Source organism: Rubripirellula amarantea (genome assembly GCF_007859865.1).
Classification (GTDB): Bacteria; Planctomycetota; Planctomycetia; order Pirellulales; family Pirellulaceae; genus Rubripirellula; species Rubripirellula amarantea.
On the sequence record NZ_SJPI01000002.1, the window covers coordinates 1770878 to 1786724 of the forward strand.

The window sequence follows — 15847 nt, forward strand, 5'->3', positions numbered from 1 at the left end:
GTGTTTATCTAAGCGTCTTTCACGAACCGCTCGTCTTTGATTCCGAGTCGCAGCTTCCATTCCATCGCACTGCAATACAGCACTGGCACGACCAGCATGGTCATGATCTCGATCGTCATGCCGCCAAAGCTGGGGATCGCCATCGGAACCATGATGTCGCTGCCACGACCCGTGGAGGTGAGGATCGGGATCAATGCGAGCAGCGTGGTTGCCGTTGTCATCAAGCACGGACGAACGCGTCTCATGCCGGCGGTGCTCGTGGCTTCGCGTGCGTGCTTGGCGTTCTCGATGTGGTCCTTGCGAAAGCTCTCGTCCAAGTACGATGCGATCATCACGCCGTCGTCGCTGGCGATGCCGAACAGAGCAAGGAACCCGACCCAGACCGCGACGCTGAGGTTGATTGTCTTGACCTGAAACAGTTCTCGCATGTTGGTGCCGAGCAAACTGAAGTCGAGGAACCAGTCGGTGCCGTACAACCACAGCATGATGAAGCCACCGGCCCATGCGATCAGGATGCCGCTAAAAACCAACGAGGTCGTGATGGCCGATTTGAATTGCAGGTACAGAATCAGAAAGATGATCCCGAGGGCTAGCGGCAACACGATCGACAATGTCTTTTGCGATCGGATTTGGTTTTCGTAGTTGCCCGCGAACGTGTACGTTACGCCGGCGGGGAGCGTGAACTCGCCCGAGTCGATCTTGGATTGCAGGAACGCTTGGGCGTCTTCGACGACATCAACTTCGGCCTCTCCGGGTAGCTTGTCGAACAGCACGTAACCCAGCAGGAATGTGTCCTCACTCTTGATGACCTGTGGTCCGCGGGTGTAACGGATGTCGGCTAGTTGCCCGAGCGGAATCTGTGGTCCCATCGGCGTTGGGACCAGAATACGGTCGAGCGATTCCAGGTCGTCTCGCAACTCGCGAGCGTATCGCACTCGAACGGGGAATCGTTCGCGGCCTTCAACGGTCGTCGTGATTTGTCGGCCGCCGATAGCGACTTCGATCACGTCCTGAACGCTGCGAATGTGCAGCCCGTATCGTTTGATCGCATCACGGTCGATGTCGATTTCTAAGTACGGCTTTCCAACGATGCGATCGGCGATCACTGCGGATGCTTGGACGGTTGGTACCTGTTTCAGCAGCGATTCCAATTCCAATGCGACCCGCTCAATCGTTTCCAAGTCTGGTCCTTTGACCTTCATCCCCATCGGTGCCCGCATCCCGCTTTGCAGCATCACGATCCGAGCCGCGATCGGTTGCAGTTTCGGGGCGGAAGTGGTGCCAGGGATATCGGCCGCCGCCGTGATCTCCTGCCAGATGTCGTCGGGCGATTGGATTTCGTCGCGCCATTGTCGGAACGGACGGCCGTTGGAATCGGGAATCAGCTTTCCCGATTCATCACGGACAAACTCGCCGGCTTCCTCGTCATAGCGGAAGTTCAGCCGATGGCCGTCTTCGTCCGATTTATATTCGGACTTGTAGGTGATGTAGGTCTCGATCATCGACACCGGAGCGGGATCGAGCGGCGTGTCGGCGCGGCCGATCTTGCCCACCACCGATTCGACCTCGGGGATCGAAACAAGCAATTGATTCTGCAACTGCAACACATCCATCGCTTCGCCGATCGAAGCGTGCGGCATCGTTGTTGGCATGTAGAGGAACGAGCCTTCATCGAGCGGCGGCATGAACTCTTTGCCTAGTCCCGGCAGGATGTTCGTTGCCGCTTGCCATGGTCGCGAATTTCTGACGGATGTTTCGGAAATGCCAATCAGCGATAGCGTCTTGGGTACGACGCCGAACACTTTGTCGAACCCGAGCCACGCGGATCCACCGAAAAGCAAGATCGCTGTTGGCAGCGTCAAGAACGCGAGCTTGTGATTCAAACACCAGCGTAGGATCGGTTCGTACAGAAGCCGTTGGAACAGCGTGAAGAATCCGAGAATGCCGCCAATCAAGCCGCCCACAAAAAGCAGGTTCAGTAACAATCCTTTCTGCGGACCAAGTGGCAACCACTCCTGCGTCAGCAGCACACCCACGACCAACGCGGCAACGGCACTGGCCCCGTAAGGTCCATATCGCTGGAACCGTTCGGGGATGCGTTCTTCCCACAACTTGTATGCGGACAATCCGATCAAGATCGCTCCGACCCACCATGTCAGCATCATCGACGCGGCGATGCCCAGGATCAGCAAGGCAAACCAAGCTCCCCGGCGCAGGCTTTTCGATTCGATTCGGCCGCCCATCAAGATATGAGCCGCCGGCGGAATGATGGTCAACGCGACAATCACTGACGCTGCCAAAGCGAATGTCTTGGTGAACGCCAACGGCCGAAACAGTTTCCCTTCCGCACCAATCATCGTGAAAACGGGCAGGAAGCTGACAACGGTCGTCGTCACGGCTGTCAGTACCGCACCGGCGACTTCGTGAGCCGCTTTGAAAATCACCGTCAGCTTGTCATCTTCTGGCGCAGCCTCATCCAAGTATTTGAGAATGTTCTCCGTGAGGATGATCCCCATGTCGACCATCGTGCCGATCGCGATCGCGATACCCGACAGTGCAACGATGTTGGCATCGACCCCAAAAGTTTTCATCGCGATGAAGCACATCAGCACGGCGAGCGGCAGCAGCGCACTGATCAGAAACGAACTACGTAAGTGAACAACCATCACCAAGATTACGATGATGGTGACCAAGATTTCTTCGACGAGTGCCGTGTTCAGCGTTCCAAGCGTTTCGTAGATCAATCCGGTGCGATCGTAGAACGGCACGACAGCAACTTGGCTGGTTGTGAGCCACGCGGGCCATTTGTCCTGCGACATGCCGCGAAGATGCTTCACCCAAGCGTCGCTGCTGGTCGTTGCTCCGGTGATGGATTCAAGACCGTTGCGATCCGCGTACAGGTCAACTTCGTCAGCGGTCGTTTTCTGGTAGTCGACCAACACCTTCGTCGGCAGGCCGGGCGATACCTCTTGGATTCGTTGTTTGATGTTCTTAATTGCCGCCAGCGGGTTGTATCCGTAACGCACAACCGCGACACCGCCGACGGCTTCCGCGCCGGCCTTGTCCAACGCACCACGCCGAAGTGCCGGCCCGAGCGATACGTTGGCCACGTCGGCGACCGTGATCGGAACGTTGTCCGTTACCTTCACGACCGTCTTTTCGATGTCTTCGATATTCTCGATGAAGCCAAGACCACGGATCACGTATTCAGCCTTGTTTAGCTCGATCGTTCGAGCACCCACGTCCACATTCGTCATGCGAATCGACTCGAACACGCCTGCCAACGTCACGCCGGCGGCCCGCATCGCGTCGGGATCGACGTCGATTTGGTACTCCTGAACGAAGCCGCCAATCGACGCCACTTCGCTGATGCCTTCAGCCGACGTCAACGAATAGCGAACGTAGTAATCCTGGATCGTTCGCAACTCACGCAAATCCCAACCACCCGTCGCGTTGCCATCGGGGTCACGGCCTTCGAGCGTGTAGAGATAGATCTGTCCAAGCGCCGTCGCGTCCGGTCCCAGCGTGGGTTGCACACTGTCAGGCAGCGTACCGGCTGGCAGACTGTTCAGCTTTTCAAGCACACGCGTTCGCGACCAATAGAAGTCAGCGTCTTCGCCAAAGATGATGTAGATCGACGAGAAGCCAAACATCGAATAGCTGCGAATCGTTTTGACTTCGGGAATGCCCAGCAGCGCGACCGTCAACGGATAGCCGATCTGATCCTCCACGTCTTGCGGGCTGCGACCCATCCACTGCGTGAACACAATCTGCTGGTTCTCGCCGATGTCGGGGATCGCATCGACGGGAACGGGATCGCGGGGAAGATCGCCAACGCTCCAATCGAACGGAGCGACCATGACGCCCCAAGTCAGCGTCGCGAGGACCAACAGCAACACAACCAGCTTGTTGGTTAGGCAGAACCAAATCAGCCGACCAAGGATGGAGCGTTTAGCAGTTTCAATTGAATCATCGTTGTTAATCATGTTGCGTTGCTTGGCCTACAGCTTTTCGACTTTGTCGGCACACTTCAGCATCGACGCGCCGTAGTACGGATTGCGAACCGCGTCGTCGGATTGAAGCCACGACGCACCGCGACCCTCAAAGGCCATCGGACAATGAAGCTCATAAAGTGTTTCGTCGGTCGGCAGTCCGAACATTCGCTCGAGACTCAACATCTGCTCGGACAGTAAAGCGAACCCGCTACGCAAAGCGGCGAGATCGTTCGCCTTCTGCAATCTTGCAACGATCTCAGACAAGTCGCGTTTCTCTTTGATCCACACTTCGACCGCTTTGGCTTCGGAGACGATCGGCAGCAAGCCCGCCAATCGCTGATGCAACGGCTCAACCGCTCGCTTCGCGGCTTCCAGATCGTCTGTCGCGAGTGCTTCACTAAGTTGCAAATAGGGAGCGACAAAACCACTGAGTTGCTCAGCGACTTCAGGCGGAGCATCCATGTTCGCCATCGCCGGCATCTGCATTTCGTCGTGTGACATCGGCAACGGGAACTGAGCCTTCATCTGATCAATGTGCTGCCGAGTTAACGCGAAGACCCGATCGGCTTCACGCATTGAATTGACCTCGCGGCCTTCAGTGACATCGTTACGCAATAGCATCGCGACCTCGGACCACTGCGGTCGCATTTGTGGGCCGATCAAGTACGCCGGCACTGCCTCGACAGCTTTACCGAGTTGGTCATAGCCTTCGCGAATCTCTGCGAGGTTCGCAGCTTCAACTTTTTCTTGAATCGTTTTGTATTGCTCAACAATACCCTGCATCGCATCACGTACCGCTGGCACCAAGTTCATCGGACTCGCGTCCATCGTCACCCCTTGGTCTGCTTTTGGCATTTCCATGCCGCCGTGGTTGTGGCCTCCTCCGCCGCCACCTTGCGGTTTCATCATCGAGGGCTTCGCAGAAATCTGGAGCGCACTATCGAGTTTGAAGTTGCCATTGGTCACGACCAAGTCGCCTTCTTCGAGCCCCGACTTCACTAGGTAGAAGTCGCCGGCACGCGGACCGATCACAATCTCGCGACCTTCGTAAGTCGGCTTGTCCGCGTCGGGAATCTGGACGTACGCAATCGCTCGCGTTCCCGTCAGCAACACAGCCTTCACCGGCACGATCAATGGTTTTGCGGCACTCGTTGGCTCCGCTGTGACGTAGCCAAGCGATTCCGCTCGCACCAACGGCATGCCGCAAATGTCACAATCACCCGGTTGGTCTTTTATGATTTCCGGGTGCATCGGGCTGATCCACTTTCCTGCCAGCGAAGCGTTGAGAACTCGACCGCCCGCCGCGATGTCACTCTGCACGATTGCTCGCACGAACATTTCCGGTTTCAAGCGACCATCATCGTTCGGTACGTTGACTCGCACCTTCACCGTCCGAGTGTCTTCGTTTAGCACCGGGTCAATGAACGCGATTCGGCCGCGGAACAATTCGCCGGGATAAGCTTCTGTTGTGAACTCTACGTCCTGCCCGTACCGCAACCAAGCCAAGTCGGATTCGTAAGCATCCATCTGAACCCATAGGACCTTTAAGTCAGCGACGGTGTAGATGCGGTCGCCCGTTTGAACGCGGTCGCCTTCTTGCTTGTTCTTCGCAACCACGACACCGCCGACGGGCGAATAGATCGTGACCGTTTCGGAAGACTTGCCGCGTTGTTCGATGGTTTGAATCTGCTCCGTTGTCAAACCGAGCAAACGCAGCTTCTCGCGTGCGGACTCGGCAAGATCGAGCGGTTCGATGAAACGAGAAGAACTCTGCGGTCGATCACGCTTGGTAACCGCCAACAGTTCTTCTTGTGCGGTGTAGAGTGACTCGCTGTAGATTTGCACCATGTGATCGCCTTTTTTGACTTCGACGCCGGTGAAGTCAACGAACATGCGTTCCAAGCGACCGGGAACCCACGCGGTGATGTGGGCGAGGCGAGTTTCGTCGTAGTCAACTTTGCCGACCATGCGAACTTCGGCCGTCACGTATTGCCGACGCACGGGACTCACTTGCACGTTCATCAGACTTTTGATTTCTGAACTGATCGAAACGGTGCGAACTCCGTCGGCCGACTCCCTGACCGGCACCAAGTCCATTCCGCAGATCGGACACTTGCCGGGACCATCGCGACGTATCTGTGGGTGCATCGAACAAGTCCAAATCGAAGGCTTGCTTCGCATTGCTTCCGAGTTCGCCGTAGCAGAAGTCGTGGAGACTTTCGGCTCATCCGAACTGCCGCTAAACCAAGATGCAACGAAGACACCCAGCAGCACAAACGCCACCGCTTGTGCAATCCAGAGTTTTCCGCGGTGTTGTTTGAAGAATTCGTTCATGAGTTTGCTTTAGGATTTGTCCAACCAGGTCACCAGCTTCGTCACTTCGTCTTGGTCTCGAACGCCCACGGCCGTGACGCTTCGTGAACCCTGCTTCCATGTGGCCGCGATACTTGAATCGAGATCAACGAGGCAACAATCTTTGTCGCCACACATCGCCATGCTCTGGCGGCGATCGCCAAACCAAGCTGTTTCTTCGTCGTCGTGTTCAAACAGAACCAGCGTCGATCCGTCACTCCGTTTACAAACCGCTTTCACGCAAGTACAGCAAGGCATCTTCAACACGCTGGTCGACGCCAACGAATAGCCTTCCGGCAATCCGCCCGAGACGATCGGTCGATAGCCGACCAACTTGACTGCTCCGTCCGCGTCGACCTTCTCACCGTCGTACTTCGCCAGCAGCATCTGTTCCGCTCCATCCGGATCGCTGGGCAGTTTCTGCAAATAGTCATCCATCACACCAGCGAACTCGACCATGTGTTCAGCCGACATGCCTTCTTCACCATCGTGCGAATGCATCGCCATGCCGCCGGCATTGTTTTTCATGCCATCCTGACCACCGCCGTACCAAAGCCCAAAGCCAAGCAACAACAAAATCGACGCGGCCATCGGCACCAGTCCCGCACCATACGGCGACTCGCGAACCCAGACGCTGAACTGTCGCGACAGTGTCACCGGCTCAGGGGCTGTCGGAAGCTCACGCTCAATCCGCTGCCAAAGATCCGCCGGTTTGGCGGGGATAGGAGCCTGTACAAAAGCCGATCCAAGTGACTCAAACACACGCAACTCAGCCGCGCACGAATCGCATGACTCGACGTGTTGTGCCACGGTTGCCGCTTGTCCAGCCGAAAGCTCTCCGTCGTAATAAGCCGACAGATGTGGCCGCACCGTTTTGCAATCATTGGTTGACATTACGCACTCATCCTCTGACCTACACTGCTGTTGATGTGCCTTTGGATGCCCGAACGGCTTGAATCTTCAGGCTATTAACCGAAATATCAGTTCTTTTTGGGCCCATTTAAAGAAAACCACGCCCCATGCATCGAGAAGAGGCATCAGAGAGCTGGAGTTGGGAGCGGAAAGAAAAAGAGGATAGCAGGCTACGACAGCGATAAATAGAAACGCGACTAGCTGCTCTTGCCGCTGCATCGCACACCTCCGCTTCGTGAGCCGGCCAACGGAAGTCGGTCGTAAAGAAATGGTTGCAACGTCGGAAAATGGCTCTCGTCGATAACCACATTCGGAGCATGGACCAGCTCGCCAGCGTGACTTCCGGAGCATTGACGCTTTAATGCATCACTGATTTCGAGTCCGAAACGCCGTACCATTGCCGAATTCCAGGGAACCGTTCGCTCCAATCGTGCGTGCATCGTCGATGCCTCCTGCAACGAAACGATCTGTGTACAGGCTGGACGGTTGCTCGGCGGTGAGCCTACTGAATTCAGCTTGCGTTTCGTGGGCGTTTGGCGAGGTCTGCCAAGGGGACGGTGTCTAGATAGATCACGCCTGAACTTGTCCAGTGATTAAGACCGTTTATGCGATCTTATTCATTGACCGGGAGGTGATCCAGCAGATCGCCACAGGCGGTCGCATCGACTTGCAATCGCCTCCAACGAACCTCCGCCCTCCCAAACACATTGATGCCAATCTTCAGTGCATTCATCAACAATTCACCGTCGATCCGTGCTCGTTGTATCGCCAGAACGTATCCTGCTCAGCGTCGACGCCTCGCATTCACACAACTTGGAAAGTTCACGCAGCGTTGGCAGGGATTCATTGCCGGAACCAACGCCACGACTAACACATCGTTCCAAGAACTCGATCAAACGCTCCGCAGATCCCATTAGCAAACGGCGATCACCCCGCTGGCGTCTGGGGCGTTGCCTTCGTCGTTTACTCGATTCGGTTTTGTCAGTTTGCATGACTAGCTGCTCTTCAGAGATACGAAATTGAATAAGCAACAAACCTATCGAAATGTAGACGCGGAACAAAAGCACCTTGCAAGTACATTCCATGACCGACTAGTTCTACGGATTCAGGTCGCTCTACGACATTGCAGTTCTTACAAATACATCGGCCTCAAACATCGCCTTCTCAACTCCTCTGCGTAATCATCCTCGTACTCGTACTCGTATTTGCTCTCCAGCATTTTCGCACAGCGTGATGAACTTGAATCTCCCAACGAACTCCAGTTCGGGTTCTATCCAAAACGCGATTGCGATTCCAACGACTTGAGGTTCCAACCCCTTTTGAATGTCTCTTCTCGTGCCGGGTTTTAAAACCCGGCAGCAAGGTGAACGCGTGCCGGGAACCAACTCTCGATCTCAACCTCCAAAAAACTAGTTGTACGTATGTTGTTATACGTCAAATAGTTAATACCAACTAACACTTCACCAAACCAACCATAAACCCAGCGTTTTCCGCGGTGAAATGCTCCTCAACCATGCAAAAAACCTGTCTAGAAACTTTCACCTCTCAAAACACCGTGAATACCGACACTTCCACTTTCCCCGCTTAACCGAAAACACCTCTTATACGCTCATCCATCCAATACCCAATGCTCCTTAAACAACACTCTCTCCTTTGCTGCTTCATCACAACAACTCCACCTATCCGATCCGCTTGCTCAACAACATTCCTCCCTACATGATCAACCGCAACAACAACTCTCTCCTCAATGATTTCCTCCTTCTACTAACATTCCTCTCCCATGTTCCGGTAGTCGCTTCACTACTTTTCGGCGACGGACACTCCTTGCAGTGTTTTTAAACTCGGCAGCCCCTCACACCATCCCAACCATTAGCTCAACCGATCCACCAACTTCCAATTCGCCACTCCACACACTTGCTAAAAACAGTCTCCAAACTCCCCACCAACTATCCTCCACAATTGCCACGAACTTCCCATCTACTTCCGACAAACGCACAACATCTCCTCCCGCTGTTGCTCGACAGACAACAACCTCCCCATCAGAACACCCCTCAAACTCTTCCTCCTAACTTCCCTCCAATTCAACCTCTCCACACACTTGCCGGATCCATGCAGATTCCGCCTTACCTTTCCACTCGCCCTGGCCTCCCCAGGGGCCCACGGACGCGGCGTAGAAGCCTTGGGCTACCTAAGCGGCCTCTTCCCTCGCCAGGAGCTTGTCGAACGCTACAAAGCCTGCCGCTGCGAAGTTGTCGTGAACCTCTTTCAACAACATCTTCGACGCTTCCCTGATTACGCACGCTCTACGTATCCGTCATCGCTAACCGACCGTGGAACTCTTCCGGAACCTTTTTTCGCACTAATGCCCAAAGATCGTTCTCTGGAAGTTTGCCGTGGATGAGGACTCACATCAGCCACCGAAGCAACACGCAAAATTTGAAGACGACCCACGTCAGCACAGCGGCCAGTTGCAATCAATAATGGGACAAGCCGCGCGAGCGTCGTCACGATGCAAGGACGGGTATGTTTGAGGGCGGCTTCATGATCCGTCCTTCAGATGTACTCAGTCGATCCCACTTTGCGTTTCTTCAGCAACTGATGAATGCAGGCCGCCATCACGACGTCGTCGTCGACGGCCAGGCCGCACAACGCAGTGAAGCCTACCCACACCGCTGCGTTGAGATCCACGCCCATCGTCACGACGGTGATCGTGCCGCTGGCAAATGCGACCGGGATGCCTGTGATCACGGCAAACGAGATTGGAACCGTTCTGGAGATCCATGTGAATCAGCAGCAAGTTGATGCAGACGACCAGGGAGATGATCCGTATCAAACGCGGGTTCGCTTGGATCAGGTTTCGGAAACTACCGTAGGCTTCGAGAGAATATCCAGCTGGCAGAAACACTGCTTAGTAAACTCATCAACCACGCTGACCTTCTTCCACTCCGACAGTCGCGGAAGCTTGGTCAGATAGTTTGTTACGATATCCAGAGCAGGGTGCACTTCCCCACTGAATCGACTGGCATTCGACTCGCAGCTTTGCTTCGACTTCGACCCAGCTCGTCAACTCCCAGCCGATTTATCATCACCACACCCAAGTGCATGAGAATCAAGTCCGGCGGAGCAGGCAATGAGACTTCCTGGAGCTACAGACATCGCTAAGAGATCGCGACGTCTTCAAATTGCGGAATGACGTTCTCAATACAACACCGGCTTGCCCTTTTTCATTGATGGAGCTTCAGGATAAAAAACCACGGCAGAAAAGCTCGTCTTGTCGATCCGCACAAGCAACTTCTTACCCATCTTTACGGGGTTAATAGCACAGTACAGTTCAGGCATCGTGATCTGCTTCTTGGAACGAACCCCATACAAATGCTCGAGCTTTATTCCGTTCTCATGGCAGAGTCGAACTGAGTCCCACAATGTTTCCGGCGTACAACCTCTCTTCATTGGTCGTGCCATGTAATTGGCATATCGGATCGCTTGGACGTTTTGAGGCGATCCCTTCTCAAGCGGCCGGAACTCTTTTCTAAGCAAACACTGCTTAGCAAACTCATCGTTCGAACTGATCTTCTTCCGCTCCGACAACCGTGGAAGTTTGGCCTTGTACTTGTTGTCAACATCTCGATCTGGATTCACTTCAACTTTCAGTCGTCTCGCGACCGAGGCGTAACAATCTTTCAACCTCCGATCCAGTTCATCGGCTCCCAATCGACTCGTTGTCACCACACCCATGTGCATATGAATCAGGTCTGACGAAACCTGTCCTGTGCTGTAGTGCGGGACAACATGTATCCCGTAGACAATTGGTCCCAGTGCCTTACTCCGCTGGGTAGGGTGCCACGGGTATGTCGCAGCACGCCTCGCCAACTCCGCCCACGTTCCTCTTAACAACTCGAATGCTGTCCGGACTCCACCACGACAATTGAAAAGTCGCTCGGGCGGAGTGATCAGCATCTTATGAAACAACAGCAACTTGGTATCCAACTCCATTTGGAACTTCGCACTCGCTTCCATGACCTGATGCGATCGTAAGCTGGTAGTTGTCTCCGCACAGTGGCGGCACAGCTTTCGATTGCGACAACGCCACACTGGTATCATCTTCGAATCAAGTTCGCTGTCCCCGGCGAAGAGCATCTGACAACGGAACAACTGATCGGGAAGACCTTTGAACTTCCTACCAAGGTCACGATCTTTCATCATCAACTCCGCCAACTCGGAGTTCTGCCTACACCGCCGACAATGTTTGTCCCATTGCTTTTGAAGGTCGCAACCCGCTTTGGTGACCGCAAGCTCCAAACACTCCGTCAACGAATCGCCCTCTACCCCATACTCCTCTGCGTAATCTTCCTCGTACTCGTACTCGTATTTGCTCTCGAGCATTATCGCTCCGCTTGTTGAACCTGAATCTCCTAACGAACTTCAGTTCGGGTTCTATCCAAAACGCGATTGCGATTCCAACGACTTGAGGTTCCAACCTCTTCTGAGCGTCACTTCTCGTGCCGGGTTTTAAAACCCGGCAGCACAATTAACGCATGCCGGGAACCAACTCTCGATCCCAACCTCCAAAAAACTAGTTGAACGTATGTTGTTGTACGTCCGATAGATAACCACACTAACACTTCACCAAACCAACCATAAACCCAGCGTTTTCCGCGGCCAAATGCTCCTCAACCATGCAAAAAACCCCTCTAAAAACTTTCACCTCTCAAAACACCGTAAAAACCAACACTTCCACTTTCCCCACTAATCCAAAAACACTCCCTCCCTACCCATAAATCCAATACCCAATGCTCACTACACAACAACCTTCTTCCACAACTATTCCCTCTATCCAATCCCCTTACTCAATCCCACTCCTAGGAGCTTCTTTCAACACATCTTCAACGCTTACCTGATCATACTTGCTCTCGTGGGTTTGCTCGACATGATCGCCGCCTGTGGATAGGCAGTGGCTGGTCAGCATGTCAGCACAGGTCGTCTGGCAATTCGAACGTAGCGGTGGCGGAGAATTTCGATTGAGACTCCATGACGACGTCCTTGTCGTAGGCCAAGAACGAAAAAGGCAGGGACGGCGTAGTGACGTCATCACTTGTTTGAATCAGACGCGACACCGCCCCCGCGTATGCGGGATTGGGAGTTGGAAAGTTGGGAGAACCACTTTGCTCCCCATCTCCTCCACTCCCTGCTGTCCTACGTAATCAACGGAACTTCGGCTCCTCGTGACTTGAGGACAACCGTGAGCCTTGGCAATTCTATTTGCAGTGCGCTGGAGAATTCATGACACCGCACCTCCGGTCTTCATTGGTTCAAGAAGCGTTGGGACAGTAAGAATCACGCTTCCTTTCCCATCGGCAGATGATTGCCGAGCGAACAATCCTATTTCGGGACCGTGGGCAACGCACGCAACCGGCATTGGCCAGCGAAACGATCAAACGATCCACCAATAACCCTTTCGTCGATGGCGACGCCTCCACCTCAAAGCGAACGGGGAAAACCAATCGCCCCGCCGGTGTATTGCAGTGAGGTATCGACCAGTACTGAAACGACTGCCCACCGCTTGGAAGGGCCGTCACTAGGCGAGCACTTGTCCAATTCGAAGCATTGGGACAGCCACTTAGTCTTTCCATTGTGCGAACGTCTCGGTATTCGACCGACTATTTGGTCCACGAACTGCCAGAGTGAGCGTGAATAGAATTGCTTCGAGCAAGGCATCGTTGCGTTGGGCGAGGGTCCGAAGCATTTACAAGGATTTCGGCGACAATGGCTGCAGGGCAATTCATCGATTGACGCCTACCTCCAAAAACGCTTCCACGGCAACGAGCAACCTGACTTCAACGATGGCAAAGCGATGCATACGCCGTCGTGAATACCTCGCTAAGTTTCGCGACCACCCAATGCGTGCCGGGTTTTAAAACCCGGCATGCTCGATACGCCGCCCCGGCCATGAGCTTGACCGGACAAGATTCATCTCATCCGATAACTCCACGCTCCAAACACACGCCTAGAAACTTCGGATCTGCTTCCAATTCTGAACACCCGTCTTTCAAACTTCCCTATGGATTCCCCTGCGAATCAACCTCCTCATACACTTGCCAAATTCATCTCGACTGCTCATTTTTGACTCCCCAAGTCTGACTCTAATCACGCACGCTTTCGTGTACTGCCTAATACGCTTAAGCACGCAGCGGTACGTGTCCGTCATCCCTAACTGGCTATGGAACTTTTCCGGAACTTCCTTTCGCAAAAACTCGCGACGATCGTTCTCACGGATATACGGTCGTGAATGGCGACTCGCATCAGTTACCAGAGCACCACAGTAGATGCGAAGACACTCCAGCACACGCGAAAGCGCAGTCATGAGTCGCCAATTTCGCACTTGGTAATTAGCCAATACGAGATTGACCGGATCTGGAGCCGCAGAACGTCAATCCTGTTTAAGGGCACCTAGGCGATGCTCGGAGTGTAGAGACAGAAGGTTGAAGCCTAAATCGCCATGCCTGGCAGGAATGACGCAGAGTTGGCCTAGGAGAATTGGCCGCGTGCAATACATACGCGGTGGTTGCTCAATGCGAATGCCCCATACGGTACCGGCGCGAACTCGCTGAACTATCCCCGCAGAAATCAGGTCACTACCAAAATTTCGTTTCGCGATCGGAAGTTTCCATCGGAATATCCGTTCGCATCTGTAATCGTTCAGAACGGCGTATGGTCGGGACCTTATGGAAAGCCAGCCCATTTATAAAGCTATTACCGTTGTCTGCGGTAAGTCTTTCCCTAGCTGCTTGGCGACCTGATTAGATAAAAGGTTACTTCAGTGGTAGTGATTTCAAAAACGATTCAACCTCGGCACGCGGAATTCTTCCACAATTTTCCACAGCGATTTTAAGGCTTTTGCGAGTCTCCGAACTCATGGAGATTCGCTGCGGGGCGAAGCCGCTCACCTCATTGAGTTCTCCGGTGGGTAAATAGTAGCCACGATCTACTCGTAGCACTTCGCCGCGACGCTCAAGTTTCGCCAGCACAGACTGACTAGCAGAGGCAAAGTTAACATGTTCGTTACTCAGCAATGGTTTGACATCTGCTTGCAGAAACTTTGCGCGTCGTATACCTCCATAACAGCGAAGGACGATACGAAATGCCTCAGTCATCTCGCAGGACTTCCTAAACTTCCTAGGAACCATTTTACTGATCTGGCGTGACAAATCCGGTTCACTTCCGCGATCGCTAACCCGGCCCACTGTCGACTGCTGCGAACACTTATCGTAGCCAAAGTCCACCGCCGCCTTTAGCAGCGTATCGAGCTGTTTAATTTCTTTCATTCCCAAATCGTGGCAATCTAAGAACGCCGCTCGCAATTGCTCTAACTTCTCGGCTCTCACATGCAAACTCACCGCTTCACCCCGTTTTCAAAGATTTCAATCATGCCCGGCACCAGTGCATGTAAGCAATCTAGCGAGCTCAATTTATGGGGTAAACCACGCTTCTCAGCTTGCCAGAAACTGATGTGACCTGACCAATCATCGAACAGGCTGCACGACACGTTCAGCCCAGCGCGGCCCAACACGCAGTCAATGTCCGTCTATCAAATTATGCGATGTACCCAACCTAGAGGGAGCCTGTGATCCAGAAACTGGATTGCGTCTTAAGGGGGTTAGTCCTTCATCGAAAGACTGCATGACTTTCGAGCCCGCACAAACCCTGACAAGCCAAAGATCGCGAGTATTAAGAACGAGGAGGGCTCCGGAACAACAGATGCCCGAGCGTTGACTTGGTGGGTACCCTCACACCTCATGCGCGAACCCAATTCATAGCTACCCGGAGTGATGCCATCAAATGTGCGACCTCCTGGTAGCAGGAATGAACCCTCGCCAGAAATTGAAAAGTTCTGAAACTCAGTCGCGAACAAAGCGTCATCCGTTCGGAGGAACACTTCATCCGATGTGCCGAGGTCGCTAACAAAATCCAGCGCAACTATTGCTCGCGATTCAGATCTCGTTTCGTTCGTCAGCAGAGCATTTCCAGATAGGCTAGTCGTGAACACGGATCCCAACTGAAAGATATCTTGATTTCTCGCAAAGACAAACACACATCACCGGGCCGGGAGTTTGTTGTTACACACAAGTTTGTCATTTGCCCAATTGTGACGTTGGCTCATCTTTCGGGTCAAGCTAAATTGCTGAGTTCGCGTCACGGATGGATAGGTTGTTTGGTCACGGAGGTGTCAGGCGATGGCAAGTCAGTGGGTCATGGATGAAATGGAAACGGCTGATCTTCGTGATAAGCGACTTGAGCGTCGCTTGGTCGAACTGCTCGATACGCTTTCCCAATCCTCAACGGCGAGCATCCCGGCAGCCTGCCACGACCGCGCCGAGATGGTCGCCGCGTATCGTTTTTTCGACAACGACAAAGTCGGCTTCGAAGAAGTGCTAGCACCCCACATCGACGCCACCTACGCCCGACTCAGGCAACAGAGAGTCGCGTTGTTGGTGCAGGACACCACGGAACTGGACCTGACTCGGCCGAGCAGTGAAGTCGAGGGTGCCGGACCGATGGCGCACGGTCGACGTAGCGGAGCCTTCATGCAT

General features: G+C 53.8%; 10 protein-coding genes. 2 read left to right on the forward strand and 8 right to left on the reverse strand.

What is annotated here, in order from left to right:
- Nucleotides 1–8 precede the first annotated feature (8 nt).
- From Pla22_RS20070 to Pla22_RS20085, 4 genes are all read right to left on the reverse strand, one after another.
- Complete coding sequence (locus Pla22_RS20070) at nt 9–3986, reverse strand: efflux RND transporter permease subunit (protein WP_146516492.1); 3978 nt, start codon at nt 3984–3986, stop codon at nt 9–11.
- 15 nt (nt 3987–4001) lie between these two features.
- Nucleotides 4002–6329, reverse strand: coding sequence for an efflux RND transporter periplasmic adaptor subunit (locus tag Pla22_RS20075; protein WP_146516493.1), 2328 nt, complete (start codon nt 6327–6329; stop codon nt 4002–4004).
- Between the two features lie 9 nt (nt 6330–6338).
- Nucleotides 6339–7241, reverse strand: a complete 903-nt coding sequence (locus tag Pla22_RS20080) for an anti-sigma factor family protein (protein WP_146516494.1) — start codon at nt 7239–7241, stop codon at nt 6339–6341.
- Nucleotides 7242–7456: 215 nt separating this feature from the next.
- Nucleotides 7457–7699: a hypothetical protein gene (locus Pla22_RS20085; RefSeq protein ID WP_146516495.1), complete on the reverse strand. Its 243-nt coding sequence runs from the start codon at nt 7697–7699 to the stop codon at nt 7457–7459.
- A gap of 270 nt (nt 7700–7969) precedes the next feature.
- On the opposite strand from Pla22_RS20085, the gene Pla22_RS20090 reads away from it, so the two are divergent.
- Nucleotides 7970–8176 (forward strand): hypothetical protein, encoded by a 207-nt coding sequence (locus tag Pla22_RS20090; protein WP_146516496.1) that lies wholly within the window; start codon nt 7970–7972, stop codon nt 8174–8176.
- A gap of 1636 nt (nt 8177–9812) precedes the next feature.
- Here the strand turns inward: Pla22_RS20090 and Pla22_RS25760 are convergent.
- The 4 genes from Pla22_RS25760 to Pla22_RS26010 all read right to left on the reverse strand — a co-directional run bounded on the left by Pla22_RS25760 (nt 9813) and on the right by Pla22_RS26010 (nt 15054).
- The gene (locus tag Pla22_RS25760) at nt 9813–10007 is read right to left on the reverse strand and encodes a hypothetical protein (protein ID WP_242632185.1); all 195 of its coding nucleotides are present in this window, start codon (nt 10005–10007) and stop codon (nt 9813–9815) included.
- Nucleotides 10008–10457: 450 nt separating this feature from the next.
- Nucleotides 10458–11642 (reverse strand): hypothetical protein, encoded by a 1185-nt coding sequence (locus Pla22_RS20100; protein WP_146516497.1) that lies wholly within the window; start codon nt 11640–11642, stop codon nt 10458–10460.
- Between the two features lie 2426 nt (nt 11643–14068).
- Nucleotides 14069–14653 (reverse strand): hypothetical protein, encoded by a 585-nt coding sequence (locus Pla22_RS20110; RefSeq protein WP_146516498.1) that lies wholly within the window; start codon nt 14651–14653, stop codon nt 14069–14071.
- Nucleotides 14654–14913: 260 nt separating this feature from the next.
- Nucleotides 14914–15054: a PEP-CTERM sorting domain-containing protein gene (locus Pla22_RS26010; protein WP_390620295.1), complete on the reverse strand. Its 141-nt coding sequence runs from the start codon at nt 15052–15054 to the stop codon at nt 14914–14916.
- Between the two features lie 436 nt (nt 15055–15490).
- Between Pla22_RS26010 and Pla22_RS20120 the strand changes: the two genes are divergently transcribed.
- Nucleotides 15491–15847 (forward strand): IS4/Tn5 family transposase DNA-binding protein (locus Pla22_RS20120; RefSeq protein ID WP_207310424.1); only part of this gene is annotated, 357 nt, incomplete at its 3' end.

Bases quoted from the DNA above. Each gene is read 5' to 3' on its own strand.
- Pla22_RS20070 (WP_146516492.1), bottom strand. From the start codon at position 3,986: ATGATTAACAACGATGATTCAATTGAAACTGCTAAACGCTCCATCCTT.
- Pla22_RS20075 (WP_146516493.1), bottom strand. From the start codon at position 6,329: ATGAACGAATTCTTCAAACAACACCGCGGAAAACTCTGGATTGCACAA.
- Pla22_RS20080 (WP_146516494.1), bottom strand. From the start codon at position 7,241: ATGTCAACCAATGATTGCAAAACGGTGCGGCCACATCTGTCGGCTTAT.
- Pla22_RS20085 (WP_146516495.1), bottom strand. From the start codon at position 7,699: ATGCACGCACGATTGGAGCGAACGGTTCCCTGGAATTCGGCAATGGTA.
- Pla22_RS20090 (WP_146516496.1), top strand. From the start codon at position 7,970: ATGCCAATCTTCAGTGCATTCATCAACAATTCACCGTCGATCCGTGCT.
- Pla22_RS20100 (WP_146516497.1), bottom strand. From the start codon at position 11,642: ATGCTCGAGAGCAAATACGAGTACGAGTACGAGGAAGATTACGCAGAG.
- Pla22_RS26010 (WP_390620295.1), bottom strand. From the start codon at position 15,054: ATGAGGTGTGAGGGTACCCACCAAGTCAACGCTCGGGCATCTGTTGTT.